Below are 20,299 nucleotides of genomic sequence, written 5' to 3'. Positions count from 1 at the left end.
ACCTTTCAACACTATTTTTAAAGAAAATCCAGGGCTGCAATCAAGCACTCGGCTTCGTCATCAAATTCAATAAAACTGCCCGATTCCAGCAATAAGCAGTCGCCGACGCCGCCACGAATGCCGTCGCTGGTTACTTCTCCTTTCAGGGGAACTATCCATAAGCGGTACCCAGGCGTAATTTCTGGAATTTCCTCAATAGACGTCACATGGCGCATGTGGAAAAACGGACTGTCTGATATGCAGAGGCCGCTTTCTATGTTACCCGATCTTTTGTCGGTATAGGGCACGGCAACCGACACCGCGACGCCGTCATCAAGGTGCAGTGGGCGTGGGCGGCCATAGTCATATAGTCGATAAGTAATGTCTGCATTCTGCTGGATCTCGACCAAAGTTATTCCAGCGCCGATTGCGTGCACGGTCCCTGCCGGAATATAGAAATAGTCGCCGGGTTTTACCGGTTTCCAATCCATCAGCGCTTCGATTTCACCCGATAAAGATGCGGCGCGCAATTCGTCGCTGCTCAACAGCCGGATCGTTCCCATGCCCAGTACGGCGTCTGGTTCGGCGTCAACGATGAACCAGCATTCCTCCTTCCCCGAAACCATCCCGCGCTGCTGCGCTTGTGCATCGTTCGGGTGCACTTGAATCGAGAGCTTTTCGCTGGTGAATAGCCATTTTACCAATATTGGCAGATGTTCGGAACGTTCATCTTCGTACCAGATTTCGCCAATCTGACGCCCTCCCATATCGCCGAAAGCGGCAGGGATGTCCGTTCGACCCCAAGGTTTGTCCACCAGATGCTTGTTCAATTTCATGGGAATCCCGTTAACAGGAAAATTATGCTTTTGCACCGCACAAACACGCGCTAGTGCGGCAAAAATAATAAAATCTCCCCGGGCGCCGACATTTGAAATTGGAGCCAATAATGAAGAATTATGTCACCCGTTCAAATCTGCATATCGCAGAAGAACTCGCCCTGTTTGTGGAAACGCGCGCGCTTGCCGGAACCGGCTTGGCCGTGGACCATTTGTGGCAAGGGCTTGCCGACATTCTTCAAAAATTCGGCCCGCTAAATCGCGCATTGTTGGCGAAGCGTGATGAAATTCAAGCGAAACTTGATGCGTGGCACAGCGCGAATCCCGGCCCAATTGCCGATATGGCCGCATATAAAAATTTCCTCCGCGAAATTGGATATCTTGTCGATGAACCCGCTCCCTTTCATATCGGAACGCAAAATGTAGATGCGGAAATTGCGACGATGGCAGGGCCGCAATTGGTTGTGCCTTCGCTAAACGACCGCTTCGTGTTGAACGCCGCCAATGCCAGATGGGGCAGCCTGTACGATGCGCTTTACGGCACCGATGTTCTGGATGCCGCACCGGCCAAAGCAGGCGGGTATGATTCGGTGCGCGGTTCGGCGGTCATTTCTTATGCTCGCAAATTTCTCAATGAAACGCTACCAGGATGGGAAGCCGTGCTGTCGGGCGGCCATGCTCCACATTTTATAGCCAAAGCTGTTTCAAACGATGTCACCCGTTTTTTGTTCCAACAAAACGGATTGCATATCGAGATCGTGGTCGATCCGTCGCACCCTATTGGCGCGACCGATGATCTGCATATCGCCGATGTTATGCTTGAGTCAGCGCTGACGACGATTATCGATCTGGAAGATTCGGTGGCCGCTGTGGACGCTACGGATAAAGTCGCCGCTTACACAAACTGGCTCGGCTTGATGCGCGGCGATTTGGTTGCGTCCTTTGACAAGGGCGGCAAAACCATGTCACGCGCATTGGATGCTGACCGTCAATATGACGGAATGATATTGCCGGGGCGCAGTCTGATGTTTGTCCGCAACGTCGGGCATCTGATGACCAATCCGTCCGTCCTTCTTGCGGATGGCAGCGAGGCCCCCGAAGGCATATTGGATGCGCTGTTCACTTCGCTGTGCGCTTTGCACGACCTGAAAAGACTAGGCACTCTCAGCAACAGCCGTGCGGGCAGCATCTACATCGTTAAACCCAAAATGCACGGGCCTGAAGAAGCTGCGTTTACCAACGCCCTGTTCGATGCCGTCGAAGATGTGCTGGGTCTTCCACGCCACACGATCAAAGTGGGTGTGATGGACGAAGAACGCCGCACCAGCGCCAATCTCTCCGCCTGCATTCATGCCGTGAAGGACCGGATTGTGTTCATCAACACAGGGTTCCTCGATCGCACAGGCGACGAAATGCACACGGCGATGCGCGCAGGCCCGATGATCCGCAAGGCTGAGATGAAGACTTCCAGCTGGATACAGGCATATGAAGCCCGCAATGTTCAAATCGGCCTTGCGTGCGGGCTTTCGGGCAAAGCGCAGATCGGCAAGGGGATGTGGGCCGCGCCGGATATGATGAAGGATATGATGGCTCAGAAAATCGGTCATCCCAAAGCGGGGGCAAATACGGCTTGGGTGCCATCGCCGACGGCGGCCACGTTGCACGCCATGCATTATCATCAATTTGACGTGTTCGCGCGGCAGGCTGAACTTGCCAGTCAAGCCACGCCCGGTCTCGACCCGTTGCTGACTATTCCGGTCGCGCCCGTCGGCCATAACTGGTCCGATGAAGACGTGACGCAAGAACTGGAAAATAACGCGCAGGGCATTTTGGGCTATGTCGTGCGCTGGATCGATCAAGGGGTTGGCTGTTCCAAGGTTCCCGACATTCATGACATTGGTCTGATGGAAGACCGTGCCACATTGAGGATATCGTCCCAGCACATCGCCAACTGGTTGTTGCATGGCATTGCGACCGAGGCGCAGGTTGACGCCGCCTTGGTCAAAATGGCGGCCAAAGTCGACGGACAAAATGCAGGCGATCCGCTTTATGAAAAGCTCACGCCAGACAGCATCGCCTTCAAAGCAGCACGCGCGCTGGTGTTCGAAGGCATCACACAACCCAATGGTTACACCGAACCTCTGCTCCATAAATTCCGGCTGAAAAAGAAGGCAGGTTAGGCCTTGAAATAAAAGTCTTTCCGTTACACAAAGCTGTAGTGGGAGATTTATACATGCGGGAATTAACGATCCGGTCGGTCATATTGGGCGGGCTTATTACGTTGCTGTTTACGGCGGCAAACGTCTATCTTGGCCTTAAGGCCGGTTTGACATTCGCGACATCGATCCCGGCGGCCGTGATCTCGATGGCCATTTTACGCATGTTGCCAGGCGGCACTATTCTTGAAAACAATATCGTGCAAACCATCGCCAGTGCGGCGGGTACTTTGTCGGCCATCATTTTTGTGCTGCCGGGGCTGGTTATATTGGGATATTGGCAGGGCTTTCCCTTTCTGACCACAGCCGCGGTGTGCGCCACGGGCGGCATTTTGGGTGTGATGTTTTCGGTGCCCTTGCGACGTGCGTTAGTTACAGGGTCGGATCTTCCCTATCCCGAAGGAAAAGCCGCAGCAGAAGTGTTGATTGTCGGATCTGCAGAAGGGTCCGGGTCGAAAGAGAACCAGCGCGGATTGACCACCATCATTGTCAGCGCGCTGCTATCCGCCGGGCTTTCGCTGTTGATCGCCATGAAATTGGTGGCGGCTGAAATCGCGCATTTTTTCAAAATTGGAGCCGGTGCAACAGGGGCTTCGACATCACTCAGCTTCGCCCTTGTCGGCGTTGGCCATCTGGTCGGCCTTTCGGTCGGGCTAGCGATGTTGTTGGGAATGGCCATTAGCTGGATCGGACTTGTTCCCTATTTCAGTCAGGGCGTACCCGGCGCCGATGCCGCAGAAATCGCGGGTACCGTTTTCAGGGAAAAAGCCCGCTTCATCGGCGCAGGCACAATAGGTGTGGCGGCAATTTGGACATTGCTCAAGATAATTGGTCCGATCATACAGGGTCTTAAGGGCGCCATGGCGGCGTCCGCAGCACGGTCGGCGGGCGATGCCTTGCCGTTGACGGAGCGGGATATTCCCATAAAGTTGGTCGGCGCCATCATAGTTGCAACCCTTGTTCCGATTGCGTTTCTGCTTTGGCAATTTCTGGAAAGCACACCGATTGCCGGACTGGCAGGGCCGATTATCGGATTGACCATATTTTATATATTGTTGGCCGGTGTCGTTATCGCGTCGGTGTGTGGCTATATGGCCGGCCTGATCGGTGCATCGAATAGCCCGATATCCGGCGTTGGCATATTGGCTGTGGTCGGAGCATCTTTGATGTTGCTTGGCTTTTTCGGGCGGGGCGAGACCGCAGAAGAAACCAGCGCGATGATCGCTTACGCCCTGTTTGCGACAGCCATTATCTTTGGCATTGCCACTATTTCGAATGATAATCTGCAGGATCTGAAAACCGGCCAGATTGTGGGTGCAACGCCATGGCGGCAACAGGTCGCGCTGGTCATCGGCGTTCTTTTTGGCAGCCTTGCCATTCCGCCTGTGCTCGATTTGCTCAATAATGCCTTCGGCTTTGCCGGAACTGCGGGTGCAGGCGAAAACGCGCTCGCCGCGCCACAAGCGCTTCTCATTTCAGCATTGGCCAAGGGTGTTTTGGGCGGTGATCTGGATTGGCCGCTTCTGGGCCTTGGCGCTTTAATCGGGGTCGCCGTCGTTATTGCAGATGAATTGCTGGGCAAAGCGGGCAAGCGCCGTTTACCGCCGCTTGGCGTGGGCATGGGTGTCTATCTCCCCATGGCGCTTACGTTCCTGATCATTGTGGGCACTGTGCTAGGGCATTTTTACGACAAATGGGCCGACACCCGAAAAGATACGGAAGCTGCGAAACGCATGGGTGTTCTGGCGGCAACCGGGCTTATTGTGGGGGAAAGCCTGTTCGGCGTTGCATTTGCAGGAATCGTAGCGGGCAGCGGCAGCGACGCACCCCTCGCTGTCGTCGGGGAAAGCTTTGAACCGTTCGCCATGTGGGGCGGTTCAGCCTTGTTTATCTTCATGCTATGGTGGATGTACCGGCGAACGAAGCGGGAGACATCGGCCTAACCGTCACCGCTTTTTTAACCAATTCGCATTAGGGTGCTCGCGTGAAAACACGCGACGCAACCCTCGACCCTCGGCCCGTTTCTGCAGTCAGCAATGCCGTCGGCATGTGCGGACTTGCCGGCTTGTTTTTGGCGGTGTGGATCGCCCGAAACTTCGGCACGATCATGGAAAATTTGGGTTTTGCCGGTTGGCCAGAACGCGCCGATGGAGGATATTCCGCTCTGGTCGCGCTGGTCTTTTGCGGACTGCCGATGGTGTTATGGTCTTTGCTGGTGGACAAGGTCCATCGTCGGCCTTCAACGGGTCTGGACTGGTCGCTAAATCGTCCGGTTGCTGATGTTCTCGATACCAGCATCGTCAAAATTGCGGGGCTTTGGGCGACCTGGGGTGCCATTGGTATCCTCTATGGTTTGTGCCGTTTCTACTGGGATGGCAATTATCTGTTTTCGATGGAGATATTTCAGGCTTCGGCCATACCACTAGTCCTGATCTCAGTGCCTTATATCGTCTGGCTCGACCGTTATCTGGTGAACCAGCACGATGGCGCGTGGCATCTGGGTGCGTGGATTGCAGGGCGCGATGATTGGGATAAGGACGAAATATTCCATCATTTGCGGGCTTGGGCGGTGAAGGGGTTCTTTCTCGCGTTCATGATCTCCATCGTTCCGGGCGGGTTTCGCGACATTGTGAACATGGACTTTGCTGTGGTTGCAGCAGACCCCGTCAGGCTGGCCAATGCGTTGATTACCGCAATGTTTCTGGTCGATGTGCAATTCGCGACCGTCGGCTATATGCTGACTATGAAGCCGCTGGATGCCCATATCCGCACGGCCAATCCCTATCTGGCGGGTTGGGTGGCGGCGTTGACGTGCTATCCACCCTTCATTCTGATGAACAACGGCGGCCCGCTTGATTATCATATCGGCACCAACGACTGGGCCTATTGGTTTCAAGGACAGACGTTGCTTTTGTGGATTTGGGGCGGGATTCTGGTGGCGTTGACCGGCGTTTACGCATGGGCGACCGTGGCGTTTGGTTTGCGCTTTTCCAACCTGACCCATCGCGGCATTCTGACACATGGACCCTATGCTTTTACCAAGCATCCGGCATATTTAAGCAAGAACAGCTATTGGTGGCTGGCGACGATGCCATTTCTGGTGACCACCGGCAACACATCGGACATAATACGCAACACTGCCATTCTCGCGTTGGTCAGCGGCATTTATTACTGGCGCGCCAAAACGGAAGAAAAGCATTTACGGGCAGACCCTGCTTATGCCGAATATGCCGAATGGATGGATCGTAACGCAATTATTCCGCGTTCTTTTGCGGCATTGCGCGCGCGCGCTGGCAATCGCTTGCGTAAGGGGCGTGCGGCTCAGCCTGCAGAATAATTTAATGGGCCCTGACCCAATATCAACCAGCCTTTAACCACGCGATTAAATCTGATACTCTCCCCTGACGATAAAGGAGAGTCGGTATGCATGATCTGGTGATACGCGGGGGAACGATCGTCGATGGCACGGGGGCTGCTCGATACGCAGCGGATATTGCTATCGACGGCGGTGTTATCACGGCGATTGGCCATATCAGCACCCAAGGCCGAAATGAAATTGACGCGACGGGCAAGATTGTCGCCCCCGGCTTTGTCGACATCCATACCCATTATGACGGTCAGGCGACGTGGGATAGCGAAATGGCCACATCGAGCTGGCACGGGGTGACCACGGTGGTGATGGGTAATTGTGGCGTCGGCTTTGCGCCTGCGCGGCATGACAAGCATGAATGGCTGATTGGTTTAATGGAAGGGGTAGAGGATATCCCAGGCACGGCGCTGGCCGAAGGTATGAAGTGGGATTGGGAAAGTTTCCCAGACTATCTCGACGCGCTGGAACGATTGCCGCGCACAATCGATATCGGCACACATGTCCCGCACGGTGCGCTGCGCGCTTATGTGATGGGCGAACGCGGCGCGGATAATGAAGAGCCGAACGATGCCGATATCGCCGAAATGGCGCGTCTGGTCGAAGAAGGCGTGCGGGCAGGGGCGTTGGGCGTTTCGACTTCACGCACGATCCTGCACAAGTCGATTGACGGTGAACTGGTTCCCGGCACTACGGCGACTGAACCCGAATTGCTGGCATTGGGACGCGCAATGGCGCGGGCCGGGCATGGCGTATTTGAACTGACTTCGGACTTGCTGCCCGAATGGGACGAATTTGGATGGATGCGTCGCCTTTCGGCCGAAACGGGGCAACCCATCGTCTTTTCCATGCTGCAATCGCCAATCAAGCAGATGCACTGGAAAGACCAGATGGCGGCGATGCGGGCGGCCAACGACAATGGCGCACATATTGTTGCGGCCATTGGCCTGCGCGGAATTGGTGTTATCATGAACTGGCGCGGCACCGTGCATCCGTTCATGCGGAAGCCAAGCTGGGACACGATAAAAGACCTGCCTTGGGATGAGCAAAAGGCAAAGCTTTCTAATCCGCAGTTCAAGGCACAGATGCTCGCCGAAGCGAATATCCCGCCTCCATCGCCTGATATGGCCCCTTTCTTTATGCTGGTAACTGCCGCCTGGGCCATGCAATTCCCGTTGGTGGATGATTTCAGTTATGAACCGACGCGCGCAGAAAGTGTTTTCGGATTTGCGGACGCAGCGGGCAAGGATGCCGCCGAATATGCCTATGACCAATTGATGCAGGATGATGGCAACGGCATGATTTATTTGCCCATCCTGAATTATATGGACGGCAATCTGGATTTCACAAAGGAACTGCTAGAGTCCGAAGATACGCTGGCGTCGCTATCGGATGGCGGCGCGCATTGCGGAACGATCTGCGATGCTGCCGCGCCGACATTCCTGCTCAGCTATTGGGCGCGTGATCGGAAAGCCGGAACTATCCAGCTAGAGCTGGCGGTAAAACGGCAATGCCATGACACGGCGCGGCTATATGGGTTGAATGACCGCGGCGTTTTGAAGCCCGGCTATTTGGCCGATATCAACGTCATCGATTTCGGCGAACTGAAATTGCAGAAGCCTTGGCTTGCCTTTGATCTGCCTGCGGGCGGCAAGCGTTTGCTGCAAAAAGCGACAGGCTATGTCGCAACGATCAAGTCAGGCGTGGTGACGTTCCGGGACGGCGCTATGACCGGCGCGATGCCCGGTACCGTTTTACGCGGACCACAAAGTGTAACGATGTCAGAGGCGGCGGAGTGATGTCATAATTGCTATTCGTGTCACAATATGATAGATGTGACATTCTGTTGTGATAGGATATTTAGCATGGGTATCGAAATCAAGGTTGCCCCAAATGGCCGCATGGTGCTTCCAGTTGACGTGCGAAAGCGACTGGGACTTGAAAATGGGGGCAAATTGATCCTGAATGAGGGCGAGTTTGGTTTGGAACTGACGAACCTTAACCAGCGGGTGGCTAAGTCGCAGGCATTTTACGAGGAAACAAGCCGAGGCAAACCGAGCTTTACCGTCGAAGACTTTCTCGCTCAAAAACGTGCGGACGCAGCACTTGAAAAATATTGAGTGTGGTTGTTCTTGATGCATCGGCCCTTCTGGCTCTGTTAAAACGTGAAGCCGGTGCGGAAATTGTTGAGGCTTCTCTTGATCAGGCGGTTATTGGATCGGTAAATCTGGGCGAAGCGGCACAGATTCAATATGCTTATGGCTGGAATCGAGCAGAATTCGAAACCGCGGTCGCCCTCATGGAAATTCCAGTCGTACCGGTATCCCACAAAATAGCCATCGACGCGGCCGATTTTCGCGAACTGGCGCGCAAAAATGGAATTTCACAAGCCGACTGTCTGTGCCTTGCTTTGGCAAAAAGCGAAAACGCAGTTGCCTTAACGGCTGATCGAGACTGGCTGAAAATCGCGGATATGGTTGGCGTTAAAGTCGAGCTAATCCGCTAAACCCGCATCGGCATCAGCACGTACAACGCTGGCGACGTGTCATTCTCGCGGATGAGCGTCGGCGCGCTGGCGTCGGCCAGGTGGAGTTCCACGACGTCGCTTTTGATCTCGTTCAAAATATCCATAAGATAACGGGCGTTGAAGCCGATTTCAAAGCCGTCGCTGCTATATTGGCCGGATACTTCTTCGGCCGCGGTGCCATTTTCTGGCGAGGTGACCGACAAGGTAATCTTGTCCTTGTCGAGCGCCATTTTGACGGCACGGGTTTTTTCAGTCGCGATTGTCGCGACGCGATCAACGCCCTGACTGAATGCCTTTGGATCGATTTTCAGCAGCTTGTCATTTGCGGTTGGAATGACGCGGCTGTAATCGGGGAAGGTTCCGTCAATCAGCTTCGAAGTCAGAATGATCGTGTCAAAGGTAAACCGGATTTTCGAGGCTGACAGGTCAACTTGCACCGAATTGTCGCCGGCCTCGTCGAGCAGTTTGCGGACCTCGGCGACGCATTTGCGCGGGACGATGATGTCCGGCATACCTTCTGCGCCCGCAGGACGGGGCAACGTAACACGCGCAAGGCGGTGGCCATCGGTCGCCGCGGCCTTCAAAACGGGTTCCGCATCTTCTGTCACGTGCAGGAAAATACCATTGAGATAATAACGTGTTTCTTCGGTTGAAATCGCAAAGCGCGTTTTGTCGATAATCTGGATCAGCGAGCTTGCCGGGATTTCGAACGATGTCGGCAATTCGCCTTCGGCTATCATCGGGAAATCGTCGCGCGGCAGGGTCGCGAGGCTGAAACGTGCGCGCCCTGCGTTAACTGCCATGCGGCCATCTGCGGCTTGCAGTTGTACTTGGCTGCCGTCCGGCAATTTGCGGGCGATTTCGAACAAGGTGTGTGCAGAAACGGTGGTGGCGCCGGGCGTTTCCACATCGGCTGCAAAGGTTTCTACAATCTGCAAATCAAGGTCGGTCGCGGTCAGCTTGATCTGGCCATTGTCGCTGGCTTCAATCAGGACATTCGACAAAATGGGGATCGTGTTGCGTCGTTCGACAACCGATTGGACGTGACTCAGGCTTTTCAGCAGTGTCGCGCGTTCTATCGTGGCTCTCATTTCAAATCCCCTAATCGGGCTTTTTGCCCGTACATCCGCCAAAAATCCTTCGACTTCCGGCGAATCTTCCTTAACCGCTTTGTCCACAAGGGCAAGCCGATAGCTTTTGCCATGTGCAATAAGCTGTGGAATAAGCGTGATTATGATTTCAACCGAAGGAAAACGACTGTTCATCGCGCGGCACGGTGAAACGGTATTCAACCGAATTGCGCGTATGCAAGGGCAGGCGGAATTGCACACGCCATTGACATGGGATGGCTGCGTCCAGGCGCGCGTCATGGGGCGGGCATTGGCCAATTATCTCGGCGACGACACGCGGCCGCAACTATGGTCGTCAAGTGCTGGACGTGCCTTGCAAACTTTGGCGCTTATTGCCGAAGAAATCGACGCCGACTGGCACCGGACGTCGCGTGATGATCGCCTGTTGGAAATCGATGTAGGCACTTGGTCGAGCCGCACTTATGCCGACATCGCCGCCGAAATCGGGCCGATTGTCGATTTGGAGCACAAGCTGTTTTCTGTCCGGCCCCAGGGAGGTGAATGGTATGACGATGTTGCGGCGCGTCTGACCGAATGGATTGGTGAGCAACGTTTCGAACAGGATATGCTCGTGATCTGTCACGGAATGACAGCGCGGGTTCTGCGCGGACTTATGCTCGGGCATCCGCCGCTTAAGGGCTTTGACGCGCCCATTGCGGGCAGCCTGGCGCAAGGCAGCATGGTGATGATCCGCGACGGGGTCGAAGAACTTGTCATAGATGGTGAAGGCGCAGGGGAGCGGGCGTGAAGTTCTGCTTATGGTTATTGTGTACCACTATCTGTGCGACGCCCTTGATCGCCAAGGAGCGGTTGGGTGTTTATCATGGCTGGGCCGCGTTTCGCGATGCCGACACGCCGCGCTGCTATGCGATTTCGGTGCCGGAAGACACGGTGGGCAAAGCGACGCGGAAAGCGTATATGTCAGTCGGGTTTTGGCCGAAAAAAGGCGTCACGCACCAGGTTTATGTTCAATTGTCGCGGGAACGATCAACAAACGGCGGTATCATATTGAGCGCTGGAGGTCGAAGATTCAGATTGAAAGCGAGCGGTGACAGTGGCTGGGCGAACGACCGGCGGATGGACTTGGCGATCATCGCCGCGATGCGCTCTGCTACATCGCTAAGCATCGAAAGCCTTGGCCGCGATGGCCGTTCGATCGTCGATACATATTCCGTCCGCGGTGCCCCGAGCGCGGTAGATGCAGCGGCGCTGGGGTGTATGAAAACTTGACTTTCCGGGAGTTTTATTACATATAAACAAATATCCCGTCCCCGGCTTGCCGTCTTGAGGCGCTCGAAAGAGCAGACATCAGCTCAAGGCCGCTCCCGGGGACAACTTTTTTGGAAACATTATGGCGACGGCAATATTAGTCGATGGCGCGTTCTTTCTACGCAGATTTAAGCACTGTTTCCCAGACCATAACCGTGATGATCCCGAAAGCGTAGCCCATGGGCTAGGATTACTAGCTTTCTGGCATTTAGCATTTCGCATCGGGCCGTCAGAACTTACAGAGAAAGTTGCAAAGCATAATTTTCAATTGGCAGAATCGCCTGAATTTTATCGCATTTTCTTCTACGATTGTCCGCCTCTGACGAAGCGCATGCACCAGCCGCTCTCTCATAAATCAATCGTTTTTGGAAAAACTGAAGATGCGAAGTTCAGATTGGCGCTGCATGAAGAGATCCAGAAGCTCCGCAAGGTTGCCGTCCGGCTTGGTCGGCTGAACGACACTTCCAAATGGCGATTGACTGAGTATGCAACTGCGAGATTGATCGAAGCGCCTGATAAATTCGTTGCGACTGACGGTGATTTTGAGATTGATACAAAGCAAAAAGGAGTCGATATGCGCCTAGGCCTTGATGTTGCTTCGCTTGCTTTCAAAAAACAGGTAGATCAAATTGTAATCGTGGCTGCCGATGCGGATTTCGTGCCTGCCGCAAAATTGGCGCGTCGTGAAGGGATCGATGTGATTCTTGACCGCATGGGTGATCATCGTGCCGCCAAAGATTTGATAGAACATGTCGATGGCATCCGAGATTGTTTCCTTCCTGCGCCCCTACAGAAATAGCCCAAATCATGCAAATCCCCGGCCATATCGATCCCGTTGTCACCACCCGTGCCATCACCCCGCGCGCTGATGGGCGCATTGACCTGTTGGGGTTGAACCATTTGCAGATCCGGCAATTGTTCGAAGAATCGCAACTGGATGAGAAAGCGGCAAAGTTGCGGTCGAAGCAGGTGTTCCACTGGATATACCATCGCGGTGTGACCTCGTTTGAGGCGATGACCGACATTGCCAAAACCATGCGGCCCTGGCTGGCGGACCGCTTTGTTATCGGCCGACCCGAAGTAGTTGAGGCACAGGTGTCGACGGATGGAACACGCAAATGGCTTTTGCGAACCGATGACGCGCAGGATTATGAAATGGTGTTCATTCCCGACGCGGATCGCGGGACATTGTGTATTTCGAGCCAGGTGGGCTGCACGCTGAACTGTCGTTTTTGCCATACCGGGACCATGCGGCTGGTGCGCAATTTGACGCCGGGTGAAATTGTCGGGCAGGTGATGTTGGCGCGCGATGCACTGGGGGAGTGGCCCAAAGGAAATATGGCGTCGATTGCGGACGACGATGAAGACGATGACGATGTCGGCCATTACACCGCCGACGGACGGATGCTGACCAACATCGTCCTGATGGGCATGGGGGAGCCGCTTTATAATTTCGACAATGTCCGCGACGCGATGAAGATCGTCATGCATGGCGATGGTCTTGGCCTGTCGCGGCGGCGGATTACCCTGTCAACCAGCGGCGTCGTTCCCATGATGGCCCGGGCGGGTGAAGAGATTAACGTGAACCTTGCCGTATCGCTGCACGCGGTGACGAAGGAAATCCGGGACGAGATCGTCCCCATCAATCGCAAATATGGCATTGATGAATTGCTGCGCGCCTGTGCCGAATATCCCGGTGTGAGTAACGCGCGGCGGATCACATTTGAATATGTGATGTTGAAGAACAAAAATGACCGCGATGAAGACGCCCATGAACTTGTAAGCCTGATCCGGCAGTATAAATTGCCGGCCAAAGTCAATTTGATCCCGTTCAACCCATGGCCCGGGGCGATTTACGAATGTTCGGATCCGGACCGCATCAAGCGGTTCTCCAGCATTATATTCGAAGCCGGTATCAGTGCGCCGATCCGCACACCGCGTGGACGCGACATCATGGCTGCCTGCGGCCAATTGAAATCCTCGAGCGAGAAAAAAAGCCGGGCCGAACTCGACCGGTTAGCTGAGGAAAAGCAGGCGGCGCTTGGTTAATTGATCCTCGCAATACTGCGCGCGGCCAGTCTATTTTCATCTCTCTGGATAAAGCCGTAACAATTGTAATAAAAGAAACGAAATAAGGAGCAACAGAACACCGGGGAGCTGCTGCATGTCGATACTTGACCGCATTTTGCGGGGAAAAATAAGATATGGCCGATTGACGATCATATCCCATGACGGCGAAACAAGCCATTATGGTGAGCGTATTGCGGGCTGGCCAGACGTTACTTTGCGCGTGCAAACATCCAGCGCAGTTCGCGGGATATTATTGAACCCCCGGCTCGGCATGGCGGAAGCTTACATGGATGGCGGGGTTAGCGTCGATGATGATGACATCATGGGTTTTGTCGAGCTGATCCGGCGGAACAATCCTTGGGAAAATGGCGGTGAGATCGGAGACCCCAAACCTCTGCGGAAATTACTGCGGCATGTATTCCGTCCGTTGATGCAACTCAATTCGCTCGCCAATTCACGGTCCAATGTGGCGCATCATTATGATGTTTCTAACGATTTTTATCAAATGTGGCTCGATGATGACATGCAATATAGCTGCGCCTATTGGTCGGAAGCCGATGCAAGCCTTGATCAGGCGCAAATGGCAAAAAAGGCCCATATCGCGGCGAAGCTGGCGTTGGAGCCGGGGCAGAAAGTGCTTGATATCGGCTGCGGTTGGGGCGGGATGGCGCTGTATCTGAACCGCGTAGCCGATGTCGAAGTTCTGGGGATAACATTAAGCGAGGAACAGCTGAAACTTGCACGCGAACGGGCCGAGGCGGCGGGTGTGTCGAACAAGGTCCATTTTGAACTGCTGGATTACCGCGTGCTGGCAAAGAAGGCGCCGGGCTATTTTGACCGGATCGTTTCGGTTGGTATGTTCGAACATGTCGGCGTTCCGCAGTTCGAAACTTTTTTCAGGGCGTGCGCCAATCTGCTGAAGGATGACGGCGTCATGCTGCTGCATACTATCGGACGGCTTGGCAAACCTGGCAACACTGATGCCTTTACGCGCAAGTATATTTTTCCAGGTGGATATATTCCGGCGCTTTCGGAAACATTGGCGGCGAGCGAAAAGATGAAGTTAATGCACAGCGACATTGAAAATCTGCGCCTGCATTATGCATTGACGCTGCGCGAATGGTATGCGCGGGTAACCGCCAATCGCGACGCCATCATCGCGCAATATGGCGAACGGTTTTACCGGATGTGGATATTCTATCTGGCTGGCGCAACCGCGGCATTTGAATCGGGTGGCATGTGCAATTACCAGATACAATATATCCGCAATCGCCGCAGCTTGCCAATAACACGTGATTATATCAGCGCGGCCGAGCGCAATTTATCAGGCTCTTAGGCCCAGACCCTATACGAAAATCGCGACGGATTGCATTCCGGTTAGAACGGGCACGCCTTCGCTATTATATGCCGTCATATACTGGCTGCTTGCACCGTTGGCGGCATGGTGTGTTTCGCTCACCAGATACCACCAGCCGTCTTTGGTTGCAGGTGTGTCGGTAAGCATATTTATCTGCCAGTTCATTGAACTCACCATGCCTTTTTCGGTCATCAGGCCCATCGCCGATGGCGGCAAGGCATCGCCGATGCAAATCAGTTCGGCGATAGGGTCAAGGCCGTCATGTTCGGTAAAGCGGTGCCAGCTGGCCAGACGGTTGGTTGCCATTCCCAATTCCAGCCGTTTGTCCGGATATTGCATATGACCCGTGAAGAATTCGGGTGGACCGCTTCGTGCGGTTTCCGGCGTCGGAACCGGCGGTAACTCGGGTTTTGGTAGACCTTCATAATCCAGATGGCTGTGCCGCCGGTTCATGAAAATGAATGTGCACGACAGGCCCACGCCATCCGATCCGAGGATTTCCGATTTCACAAATGCGGTATTTTTGCCCCGCCGCAAAATTTTTGCCGTGACTTCAACCTGATTGGCCAAAGGGCCGACAAAAGCGATTTGCGCGGATTGCAATGGAGGTAAATCTTCACCCGTTAGCTTTGCCGCCTGATACGCCAAAACCGAGCTTAATCCGCCATATGACGTCCGCCCCTGATGCCAGGTCGGCGGTATGGAAACGATGTGTGACGAAGCGCCCGGCGCAAACTGGGCAAGGAGGGATGCAAGGTTCATAAATGCGGCTTAGCGCCAGATTTTGGACGCTGCAACCCGCCGGAAATTCCCTCTTGCCATCGCACGCCGGGCGTGTTGAAGCTTTCCCTTACGTCATACAGGAGCAATGAGATCTATCGCTGGGTCAACAGTTTTTCGCAAAATGGCGCTTTTATCGTCCCCGATACAATTGCTGCCAATTTGCTGGTACGAATTTTGTGCGCTGCCGAAGCCGATGGCGGTGATCGGCGCGTGATGCTGGCAACTGTCGGGCTGGACGAGACGCAATTGCGAAACCCCCTCAATCGGTTTGCCGCGCCATTGGCTTTGCGATTTTTCAAAATGCTGGAACAACATTTCAAGGATCCCGCGATCAATTTGCGTATCGGCGAGCGGGCGTCGATGCAGAATTTTTCCGATCTTGGATATGCGACCCGACTGGAGTCGAACCTTGCTGCGGTGATCGAGGCCAATGTCCGCATCCAGATGCTGCGCCAGTCGATGTTTCGCACAATTTTCGAACCGACGGGGCGGCCACCCTTTCTGTTGTGGGAATGCCATCCCGATTTTGCCAACGCATATGCGCCGCTTATCGAATTCTCCGTGGCAACTTACGCCCGCCTGTCCCGCCAAATATTGGGAGAAGCGCCCATTTTGCGCGCAGTCCATTTTCAGCATAAAGCCCGCTTTCAAATTTCGAGATATGAGGCAGTTTTTGGGTGTCCGGTCGAATTTTCCAAACCGGAAACACGACTGGAAATCGCGGCGCGCCAAGTGTTCAGGCCATCCGCATTGGCAAATCCGGATCTTTATCATGCGGCATCTGTACGTTTTGAACAGCCGGCCCAATGGATGGCGCAAGGCAAGCATCATCTGGCCCACAGCTATTTTTACTTATCCAGCGAGATCGATAAAACTCCGCCTACTCTGGACAGGATGGCCAAGTCGTTCGGGATGAGCGAGCGTACATTAAGGCGCAAACTGGTGGAAGAATGTACGCCGTTCCGGAACCTCCTCGATTTGGTCCGGCAGGATCTGTGCAAATTATATCTTATGGAAGACAAACGACCCCTCGGAGAAATAGCGCTGCTGCTGGGCTACAGCGACTTAAGCGCCTTCTCGCGCGCCTATAAACGCTGGTACGGGACGGCGCCGAGCTTGACGAAATAAAGTCACTTGCGCAAGCAATGTCCGCTTTCTTGTTCGCCTGTTTGTATCTACGTATAGAGCGTTGGCATTTGGAGGACTTATGAATAAAATATGGTCAGCATCCCTATTTGCATGTGCCATATTGATGGCTCCAGCGGCCTATGCCTCCGATAAACGAGATTTTGAAGGATGTGACGGGCGCATTCATCCTGGCAAGCAAGATGATGGCCTCCGCGGTGAGGCAGCGCAAAACAGTTACAGCTTCTTTGGAGGTGTCCGGGGCATTGACATCGCGGCATGTACGCGTGCTCTGGCCAGTCCCCGCTTGTTGCCGACTCAACGACTTCGCAAAGCGCATCTGTTGCGAGCGCGAGCGGCTGGATATTTACAATCGGCTGAAATAGATAACGCCATTGCTGATCTGGATTTGGCCGAAAAAGAAACATCGGATCTCGCGAATGACCGATTTTTTCGACGCAGTTTGGGGGTGTCACTATCACTGATGCGGGCATTGGCGCTGACGTATAAAGGTCAAAACGACGGCGTAGCTTCATTGCTGAGTGCCGCCAAAGGAACCCGACCTTATTCGCTTCAAGTGCAATATGGCGTTGCAGAAATTTCACAGGCGTCGCGAAAAATTGGTGATGGTTCGCCTTCGCCTTGGCTAACGGTAATAAAACTAGAACCGGCGGCCGCCATCAATGCAGTCATACAAGAAGCAGAACTGGGAAATTTCGCAAATGCGCTGAAACTGGCACAAGGTGTAAAGCTGGAATGGCCCACACAATCTTTGCAGCCATATGGGCTGTTGTCGCCCAATGCCCAGACCTCTTCCTTGCTGTCTTCGGTAATCATGACTTTGCACACCGCATATGCAAAAGCGGCAACAGGTGATGTCGAAGGTGCGCGACAGGATTTATCGCGACTGGAAGAAGGTGTCGCTCCTGCATTGGCTACGTCACCACAGGCACCTGTGTCCAACGTGCAATCACCGGCGCGTAATGCGCTTAAAGATTTTATCGCATTGCGGAGACGCCAGATCGAGGCAAGGATTGCCACGGCAGAAGGACGCACAAATGACGCCCTTTCTGCGCTGGTTGGATCAGGGATGCCACGCGATGCGGCGACTATTGAATTGCTGACGGCCTTACGCACCGCGCTTCCGGCGCAAGGTGGATTGGTGGTTCCCGACATCACATCCTTTGAAAAGGATTTAGCCGAAAAGCGCCGTAAGGATTTGATCGAAATAGTCCGAAAACTTTTGGTCGCACCTGAAACACCGCGATCGGTTGTCGATTATGAACGGGCACGGCCTAATATCGTGGGGGCATTGATCGGCGGTGCATTGACGATGGGAACCAGCTTGCTGGGCGGAATAAATCGGACAGATGGCTTTCGTTCAACGGATAATGCCGATGGCACAACCAAAGTTGAATTTATCGGGAATACACCATCGGCCGCTTTGGTGCAGGAAATGACGTTGCTACGCGCTGCCGAGCTGGCCAAGTCGGCAGGTAAAAACGCGTTTGTAATCGTTGATCGCAAAGACTTTACCCGAACAATGCAGTCTACCCGAAATGGCATGGTTATCAGCAGCGTTAACAATGGCTTCAAAACAGAACTGACCGTGCGGTTTATCGAAAATACAGGCGATATGCCTTACGCATTTGGCACAGATGAGGTGCTGGATTCACTTGGGCCGCTATATTATGAAGAAGCACGTCCAGCCAAGAAATAGCGCCGTGAAACCTGATTGTTCGGCGTCGACATAATGATCTTATGTCCGGGATAATGTGTTGGCCATCTCATGGGGAAAATGGTGGTGTGGGCAGTCCTGGTTGATACGGTCTCGTCCCGATATCCCTGTTAAACAGCGTATTTGCAGGGAAAAGTTGCCAGAATTATAGGGCAAAATCCCGAACACGAGACCGAAACTCCCGAAATTCGGCCATTTTTAACTCCAAGACAACGCTCCAGAAGCAGTGAATAAAATCGCTGGCTGCAGCGATGTATCGTCGGTGGTGCAGCGACACTAAATAGAAACTGCAATGGCAGTCCCTCATAAATATAATGCTGACGGCATTAATGGCATTAATACCGAAGTTTTAAACTGGCGTAATAATAAATTATCAATATGAAATGTATTATAAAGTAATACTTGAAGTTACGACTTCATTATTACAGTAAAAAATCAGAAAAAATAATTTTATGTAGAATCTATATTGCGTAATTCGCGAATCATGTTATCTGACAATCAGAACCGGGAATTCTGTACTTCGTACGTTGTGTGCGAATTTTTAGGAGTCCTGGTTTATGAGTGAAATACGACAGATAGAATGGGTTGAGGTTTCAAAACTGAAACCTTCCCCGCGCAATGCGCGCACCCACTCCCTAAAGCAGATCGAGCAAGTCGCGAGGTCAATCGACGAGTTCGGTTTCAACAATCCAATCATTATCGACGGCGACAATATGGTGGTTGCAGGGCATTGTCGCCTTGCTGCTGCAAAAAGCCGGGGACTGATAAAGGTGCCTGTTATTGCGTTACGCAATTTGTCCAAGGCGCAAGTCAAAGCCTTTGCATTAGCCGACAACAAGATCGCGCTTAATGCTGGCTGGGACTATGAAATATTAGCTGAAGAGTTCGGCGAAATGTTTGAATGCAACTATGACACAACCCTAACCGGTTTCGACGCCGTCGAGATCGATATGATATTGACTGACGTAAGCGATGCCAGTGTACAGCCTACGATGCCGGAGGACGAATATCCTTCAATACCAGAAAGCGGAGATGTAATCGTCCAGCCAGGTGATATCTGGTCATTAGGGCGGCACCGTATCATGTGCGGCGATGCCAAATCGATCGCCGAAGTGGCGAAACTGATGGGGACGGATACCGCTACGATGGTATTCGTTGATCCACCATACAACGTTCCGATCGACGGCCATGTATGTGGGCTTGGACGCGTGCGTCATCGGGAATTTGCCGAAGCTAGTGGTGAAATGACATCAGGGCAGTTTGTTGAGTTCCTCACGTCATCATTCGTTGCTATCGCTAGTGTCTGCAAGGACGGCGCTATCATATATGCCTGCATGGATTGGCGACATCTCGCCGAAATCATCGCTGCAGGTGAATCTGTATTTACCGAACAGAAAAATCTTTGCGTTTGGTCCAAAACAAATGCCGGAATGGGAACCTTCTATCGCTCGCAGCATGAATTGATCACGGTTTGGAAAAAGGGTCATGCACCTCATATCAACAATTTTGGGCTAGGAGATAAAGGGCGATACCGAACCAACGTTTGGAGTTATGCCGGTGTTAATACGTTCAAGCGCGAACGTAGGGAAGAGCTTGCCGCGCATCCGACGGTTAAACCTGTAAATCTTGTGGCCGACGCCATCCGGGATGTCAGTAATCGCGGCGATACTGTCCTCGATACCTTCGGCGGATCCGGCACGACTCTGATTGCTGCCGAAAAAACAGGGCGCATCGCTCGATTGATGGAGCTTGATCCAGCCTATTGTCAGATCACCATCTGTCCGTCGTCAGATAATTTGAGACATATGCCAGCTTAAAACAGGTGAGTGTTTGGGTCCATTGGTTGGTTGATATTATGCGGCGAGCTTGCGGTGATGCAAGCGCCGATGTTCGATTGTTTTT

The 20,299-nt window shown here is 53.4% G+C and carries 17 protein-coding genes; 14 read left to right on the top strand and 3 right to left on the bottom strand.

All coding sequences use genetic code 11. The features are described from left to right. Positions 1 to 17 precede the first annotated feature (17 nt). Positions 18 to 815, bottom strand: a complete 798-nt coding sequence (locus tag ACKVOS_RS04220; protein ID WP_409210762.1) for a type I phosphomannose isomerase catalytic subunit — start codon at positions 813 to 815, stop codon at positions 18 to 20. A gap of 110 nt (positions 816 to 925) precedes the next feature. Here ACKVOS_RS04220 and ACKVOS_RS04215 point away from each other — a divergent pair, with 110 nt between their 5' ends. The 6 genes from ACKVOS_RS04215 (at position 926) to ACKVOS_RS04190 (ending at position 8,904) form a co-directional block, all read left to right on the top strand. Further along, positions 926 to 2,995, top strand: a complete 2,070-nt coding sequence (locus tag ACKVOS_RS04215; RefSeq protein ID WP_409210761.1) for a malate synthase G — start codon at positions 926 to 928, stop codon at positions 2,993 to 2,995. 53 nt (positions 2,996 to 3,048) lie between these two features. After that, positions 3,049 to 4,974: an OPT family oligopeptide transporter gene (locus ACKVOS_RS04210; protein WP_409210760.1), complete on the top strand. Its 1,926-nt coding sequence runs from the start codon at positions 3,049 to 3,051 to the stop codon at positions 4,972 to 4,974. 104 nt (positions 4,975 to 5,078) lie between these two features. Then, positions 5,079 to 6,368 (top strand): methyltransferase family protein, encoded by a 1,290-nt coding sequence (locus ACKVOS_RS04205; protein ID WP_409210781.1) that lies wholly within the window; start codon positions 5,079 to 5,081, stop codon positions 6,366 to 6,368. Positions 6,369 to 6,454: 86 nt separating this feature from the next. After that, positions 6,455 to 8,197, top strand: a complete 1,743-nt coding sequence (locus ACKVOS_RS04200) for an N-acyl-D-amino-acid deacylase family protein (RefSeq protein ID WP_409210759.1) — start codon at positions 6,455 to 6,457, stop codon at positions 8,195 to 8,197. A 66-nt stretch (positions 8,198 to 8,263) separates the two neighbouring features. Next, entirely contained in the window at positions 8,264 to 8,518 is a 255-nt protein-coding gene (locus ACKVOS_RS04195) for an AbrB family transcriptional regulator (protein ID WP_409210758.1), read from the top strand. 2 nt (positions 8,519 to 8,520) lie between these two features. Then, positions 8,521 to 8,904 carry a PIN domain-containing protein gene (locus ACKVOS_RS04190; RefSeq protein ID WP_409210780.1) on the top strand — a complete coding sequence of 128 codons (384 nt, stop codon included), beginning with the start codon at positions 8,521 to 8,523 and terminating at the stop codon, positions 8,902 to 8,904. Here ACKVOS_RS04190 and dnaN read toward each other — a convergent pair. After that, entirely contained in the window at positions 8,901 to 10,016 is a 1,116-nt protein-coding gene (dnaN, locus tag ACKVOS_RS04185) for a DNA polymerase III subunit beta (RefSeq protein ID WP_409210779.1), read from the bottom strand. The genes ACKVOS_RS04190 and dnaN overlap by 4 nt on opposite strands. Positions 10,017 to 10,158: 142 nt before the next feature. Between dnaN and ACKVOS_RS04180 the strand changes: the two genes are divergently transcribed. The 5 genes from ACKVOS_RS04180 to ACKVOS_RS04160 all read left to right on the top strand — a co-directional run bounded on the left by ACKVOS_RS04180 (position 10,159) and on the right by ACKVOS_RS04160 (position 14,730). Beyond that, positions 10,159 to 10,803 (top strand): histidine phosphatase family protein, encoded by a 645-nt coding sequence (locus tag ACKVOS_RS04180; protein WP_409210757.1) that lies wholly within the window; start codon positions 10,159 to 10,161, stop codon positions 10,801 to 10,803. Beyond that, positions 10,800 to 11,285 carry a hypothetical protein gene (locus tag ACKVOS_RS04175; protein WP_409210756.1) on the top strand — a complete coding sequence of 162 codons (486 nt, stop codon included), beginning with the start codon at positions 10,800 to 10,802 and terminating at the stop codon, positions 11,283 to 11,285. Before ACKVOS_RS04180 ends, ACKVOS_RS04175 begins: the two co-directional genes overlap by 4 nt. Before the next feature lie 121 nt (positions 11,286 to 11,406). Continuing rightward, positions 11,407 to 12,123 carry an NYN domain-containing protein gene (locus tag ACKVOS_RS04170; protein WP_409210755.1) on the top strand — a complete coding sequence of 239 codons (717 nt, stop codon included), beginning with the start codon at positions 11,407 to 11,409 and terminating at the stop codon, positions 12,121 to 12,123. Between the two features lie 8 nt (positions 12,124 to 12,131). Further along, positions 12,132 to 13,373, top strand: coding sequence for a 23S rRNA (adenine(2503)-C(2))-methyltransferase RlmN (gene rlmN / locus ACKVOS_RS04165; RefSeq protein WP_409210754.1), 1,242 nt, complete (start codon positions 12,132 to 12,134; stop codon positions 13,371 to 13,373). A 115-nt stretch (positions 13,374 to 13,488) separates the two neighbouring features. After that, positions 13,489 to 14,730 carry a class I SAM-dependent methyltransferase gene (locus ACKVOS_RS04160; protein WP_409210753.1) on the top strand — a complete coding sequence of 414 codons (1,242 nt, stop codon included), beginning with the start codon at positions 13,489 to 13,491 and terminating at the stop codon, positions 14,728 to 14,730. Positions 14,731 to 14,739: 9 nt separating this feature from the next. Here ACKVOS_RS04160 and ACKVOS_RS04155 read toward each other — a convergent pair whose 3' ends face one another. Continuing rightward, entirely contained in the window at positions 14,740 to 15,513 is a 774-nt protein-coding gene (locus ACKVOS_RS04155; RefSeq protein ID WP_409210752.1) for a thioesterase family protein, read from the bottom strand. 72 nt (positions 15,514 to 15,585) lie between these two features. On the opposite strand from ACKVOS_RS04155, the gene ACKVOS_RS04150 reads away from it, so the two are divergent. From ACKVOS_RS04150 to ACKVOS_RS04140, 3 genes are all read left to right on the top strand, one after another. Further along, complete coding sequence (locus tag ACKVOS_RS04150; protein ID WP_409210751.1) at positions 15,586 to 16,662, top strand: AraC family transcriptional regulator ligand-binding domain-containing protein; 1,077 nt, start codon at positions 15,586 to 15,588, stop codon at positions 16,660 to 16,662. A gap of 79 nt (positions 16,663 to 16,741) precedes the next feature. Next, on the top strand, positions 16,742 to 18,379 hold the full coding sequence (locus ACKVOS_RS04145) for a hypothetical protein (protein WP_409210750.1): 1,638 nt from the start codon (positions 16,742 to 16,744) through the stop codon (positions 18,377 to 18,379). Between the two features lie 575 nt (positions 18,380 to 18,954). Beyond that, positions 18,955 to 20,214, top strand: coding sequence for a site-specific DNA-methyltransferase (locus ACKVOS_RS04140; RefSeq protein ID WP_409210749.1), 1,260 nt, complete (start codon positions 18,955 to 18,957; stop codon positions 20,212 to 20,214). The last annotated feature ends 85 nt before the right edge of the window (positions 20,215 to 20,299 follow it).

This window comes from Sphingorhabdus sp. (genome assembly GCF_046154385.1).
Classification (GTDB): Bacteria; Pseudomonadota; Alphaproteobacteria; order Sphingomonadales; family Sphingomonadaceae; genus Sphingorhabdus_B.
The sequence above is the reverse complement of the archived record's forward strand: the minus strand, read 5'-3'. Positions and strand labels throughout refer to the sequence as shown.

Bases quoted from the DNA above. Each gene is read 5' to 3' on its own strand.
- ACKVOS_RS04220 (WP_409210762.1), bottom strand. From the start codon at position 815: ATGAAATTGAACAAGCATCTGGTGGACAAACCTTGGGGTCGAACGGAC.
- ACKVOS_RS04215 (WP_409210761.1), top strand. From the start codon at position 926: ATGAAGAATTATGTCACCCGTTCAAATCTGCATATCGCAGAAGAACTC.
- ACKVOS_RS04210 (WP_409210760.1), top strand. From the start codon at position 3,049: ATGCGGGAATTAACGATCCGGTCGGTCATATTGGGCGGGCTTATTACG.
- ACKVOS_RS04205 (WP_409210781.1), top strand. From the start codon at position 5,079: ATGTGCGGACTTGCCGGCTTGTTTTTGGCGGTGTGGATCGCCCGAAAC.
- ACKVOS_RS04200 (WP_409210759.1), top strand. From the start codon at position 6,455: ATGCATGATCTGGTGATACGCGGGGGAACGATCGTCGATGGCACGGGG.
- ACKVOS_RS04195 (WP_409210758.1), top strand. From the start codon at position 8,264: ATGGGTATCGAAATCAAGGTTGCCCCAAATGGCCGCATGGTGCTTCCA.
- dnaN (WP_409210779.1), bottom strand. From the start codon at position 10,016: ATGAGAGCCACGATAGAACGCGCGACACTGCTGAAAAGCCTGAGTCAC.
- ACKVOS_RS04180 (WP_409210757.1), top strand. From the start codon at position 10,159: ATGATTTCAACCGAAGGAAAACGACTGTTCATCGCGCGGCACGGTGAA.
- ACKVOS_RS04170 (WP_409210755.1), top strand. From the start codon at position 11,407: ATGGCGACGGCAATATTAGTCGATGGCGCGTTCTTTCTACGCAGATTT.
- rlmN (WP_409210754.1), top strand. From the start codon at position 12,132: ATGCAAATCCCCGGCCATATCGATCCCGTTGTCACCACCCGTGCCATC.
- ACKVOS_RS04160 (WP_409210753.1), top strand. From the start codon at position 13,489: ATGTCGATACTTGACCGCATTTTGCGGGGAAAAATAAGATATGGCCGA.
- ACKVOS_RS04155 (WP_409210752.1), bottom strand. From the start codon at position 15,513: ATGAACCTTGCATCCCTCCTTGCCCAGTTTGCGCCGGGCGCTTCGTCA.
- ACKVOS_RS04145 (WP_409210750.1), top strand. From the start codon at position 16,742: ATGAATAAAATATGGTCAGCATCCCTATTTGCATGTGCCATATTGATG.
- ACKVOS_RS04140 (WP_409210749.1), top strand. From the start codon at position 18,955: ATGAGTGAAATACGACAGATAGAATGGGTTGAGGTTTCAAAACTGAAA.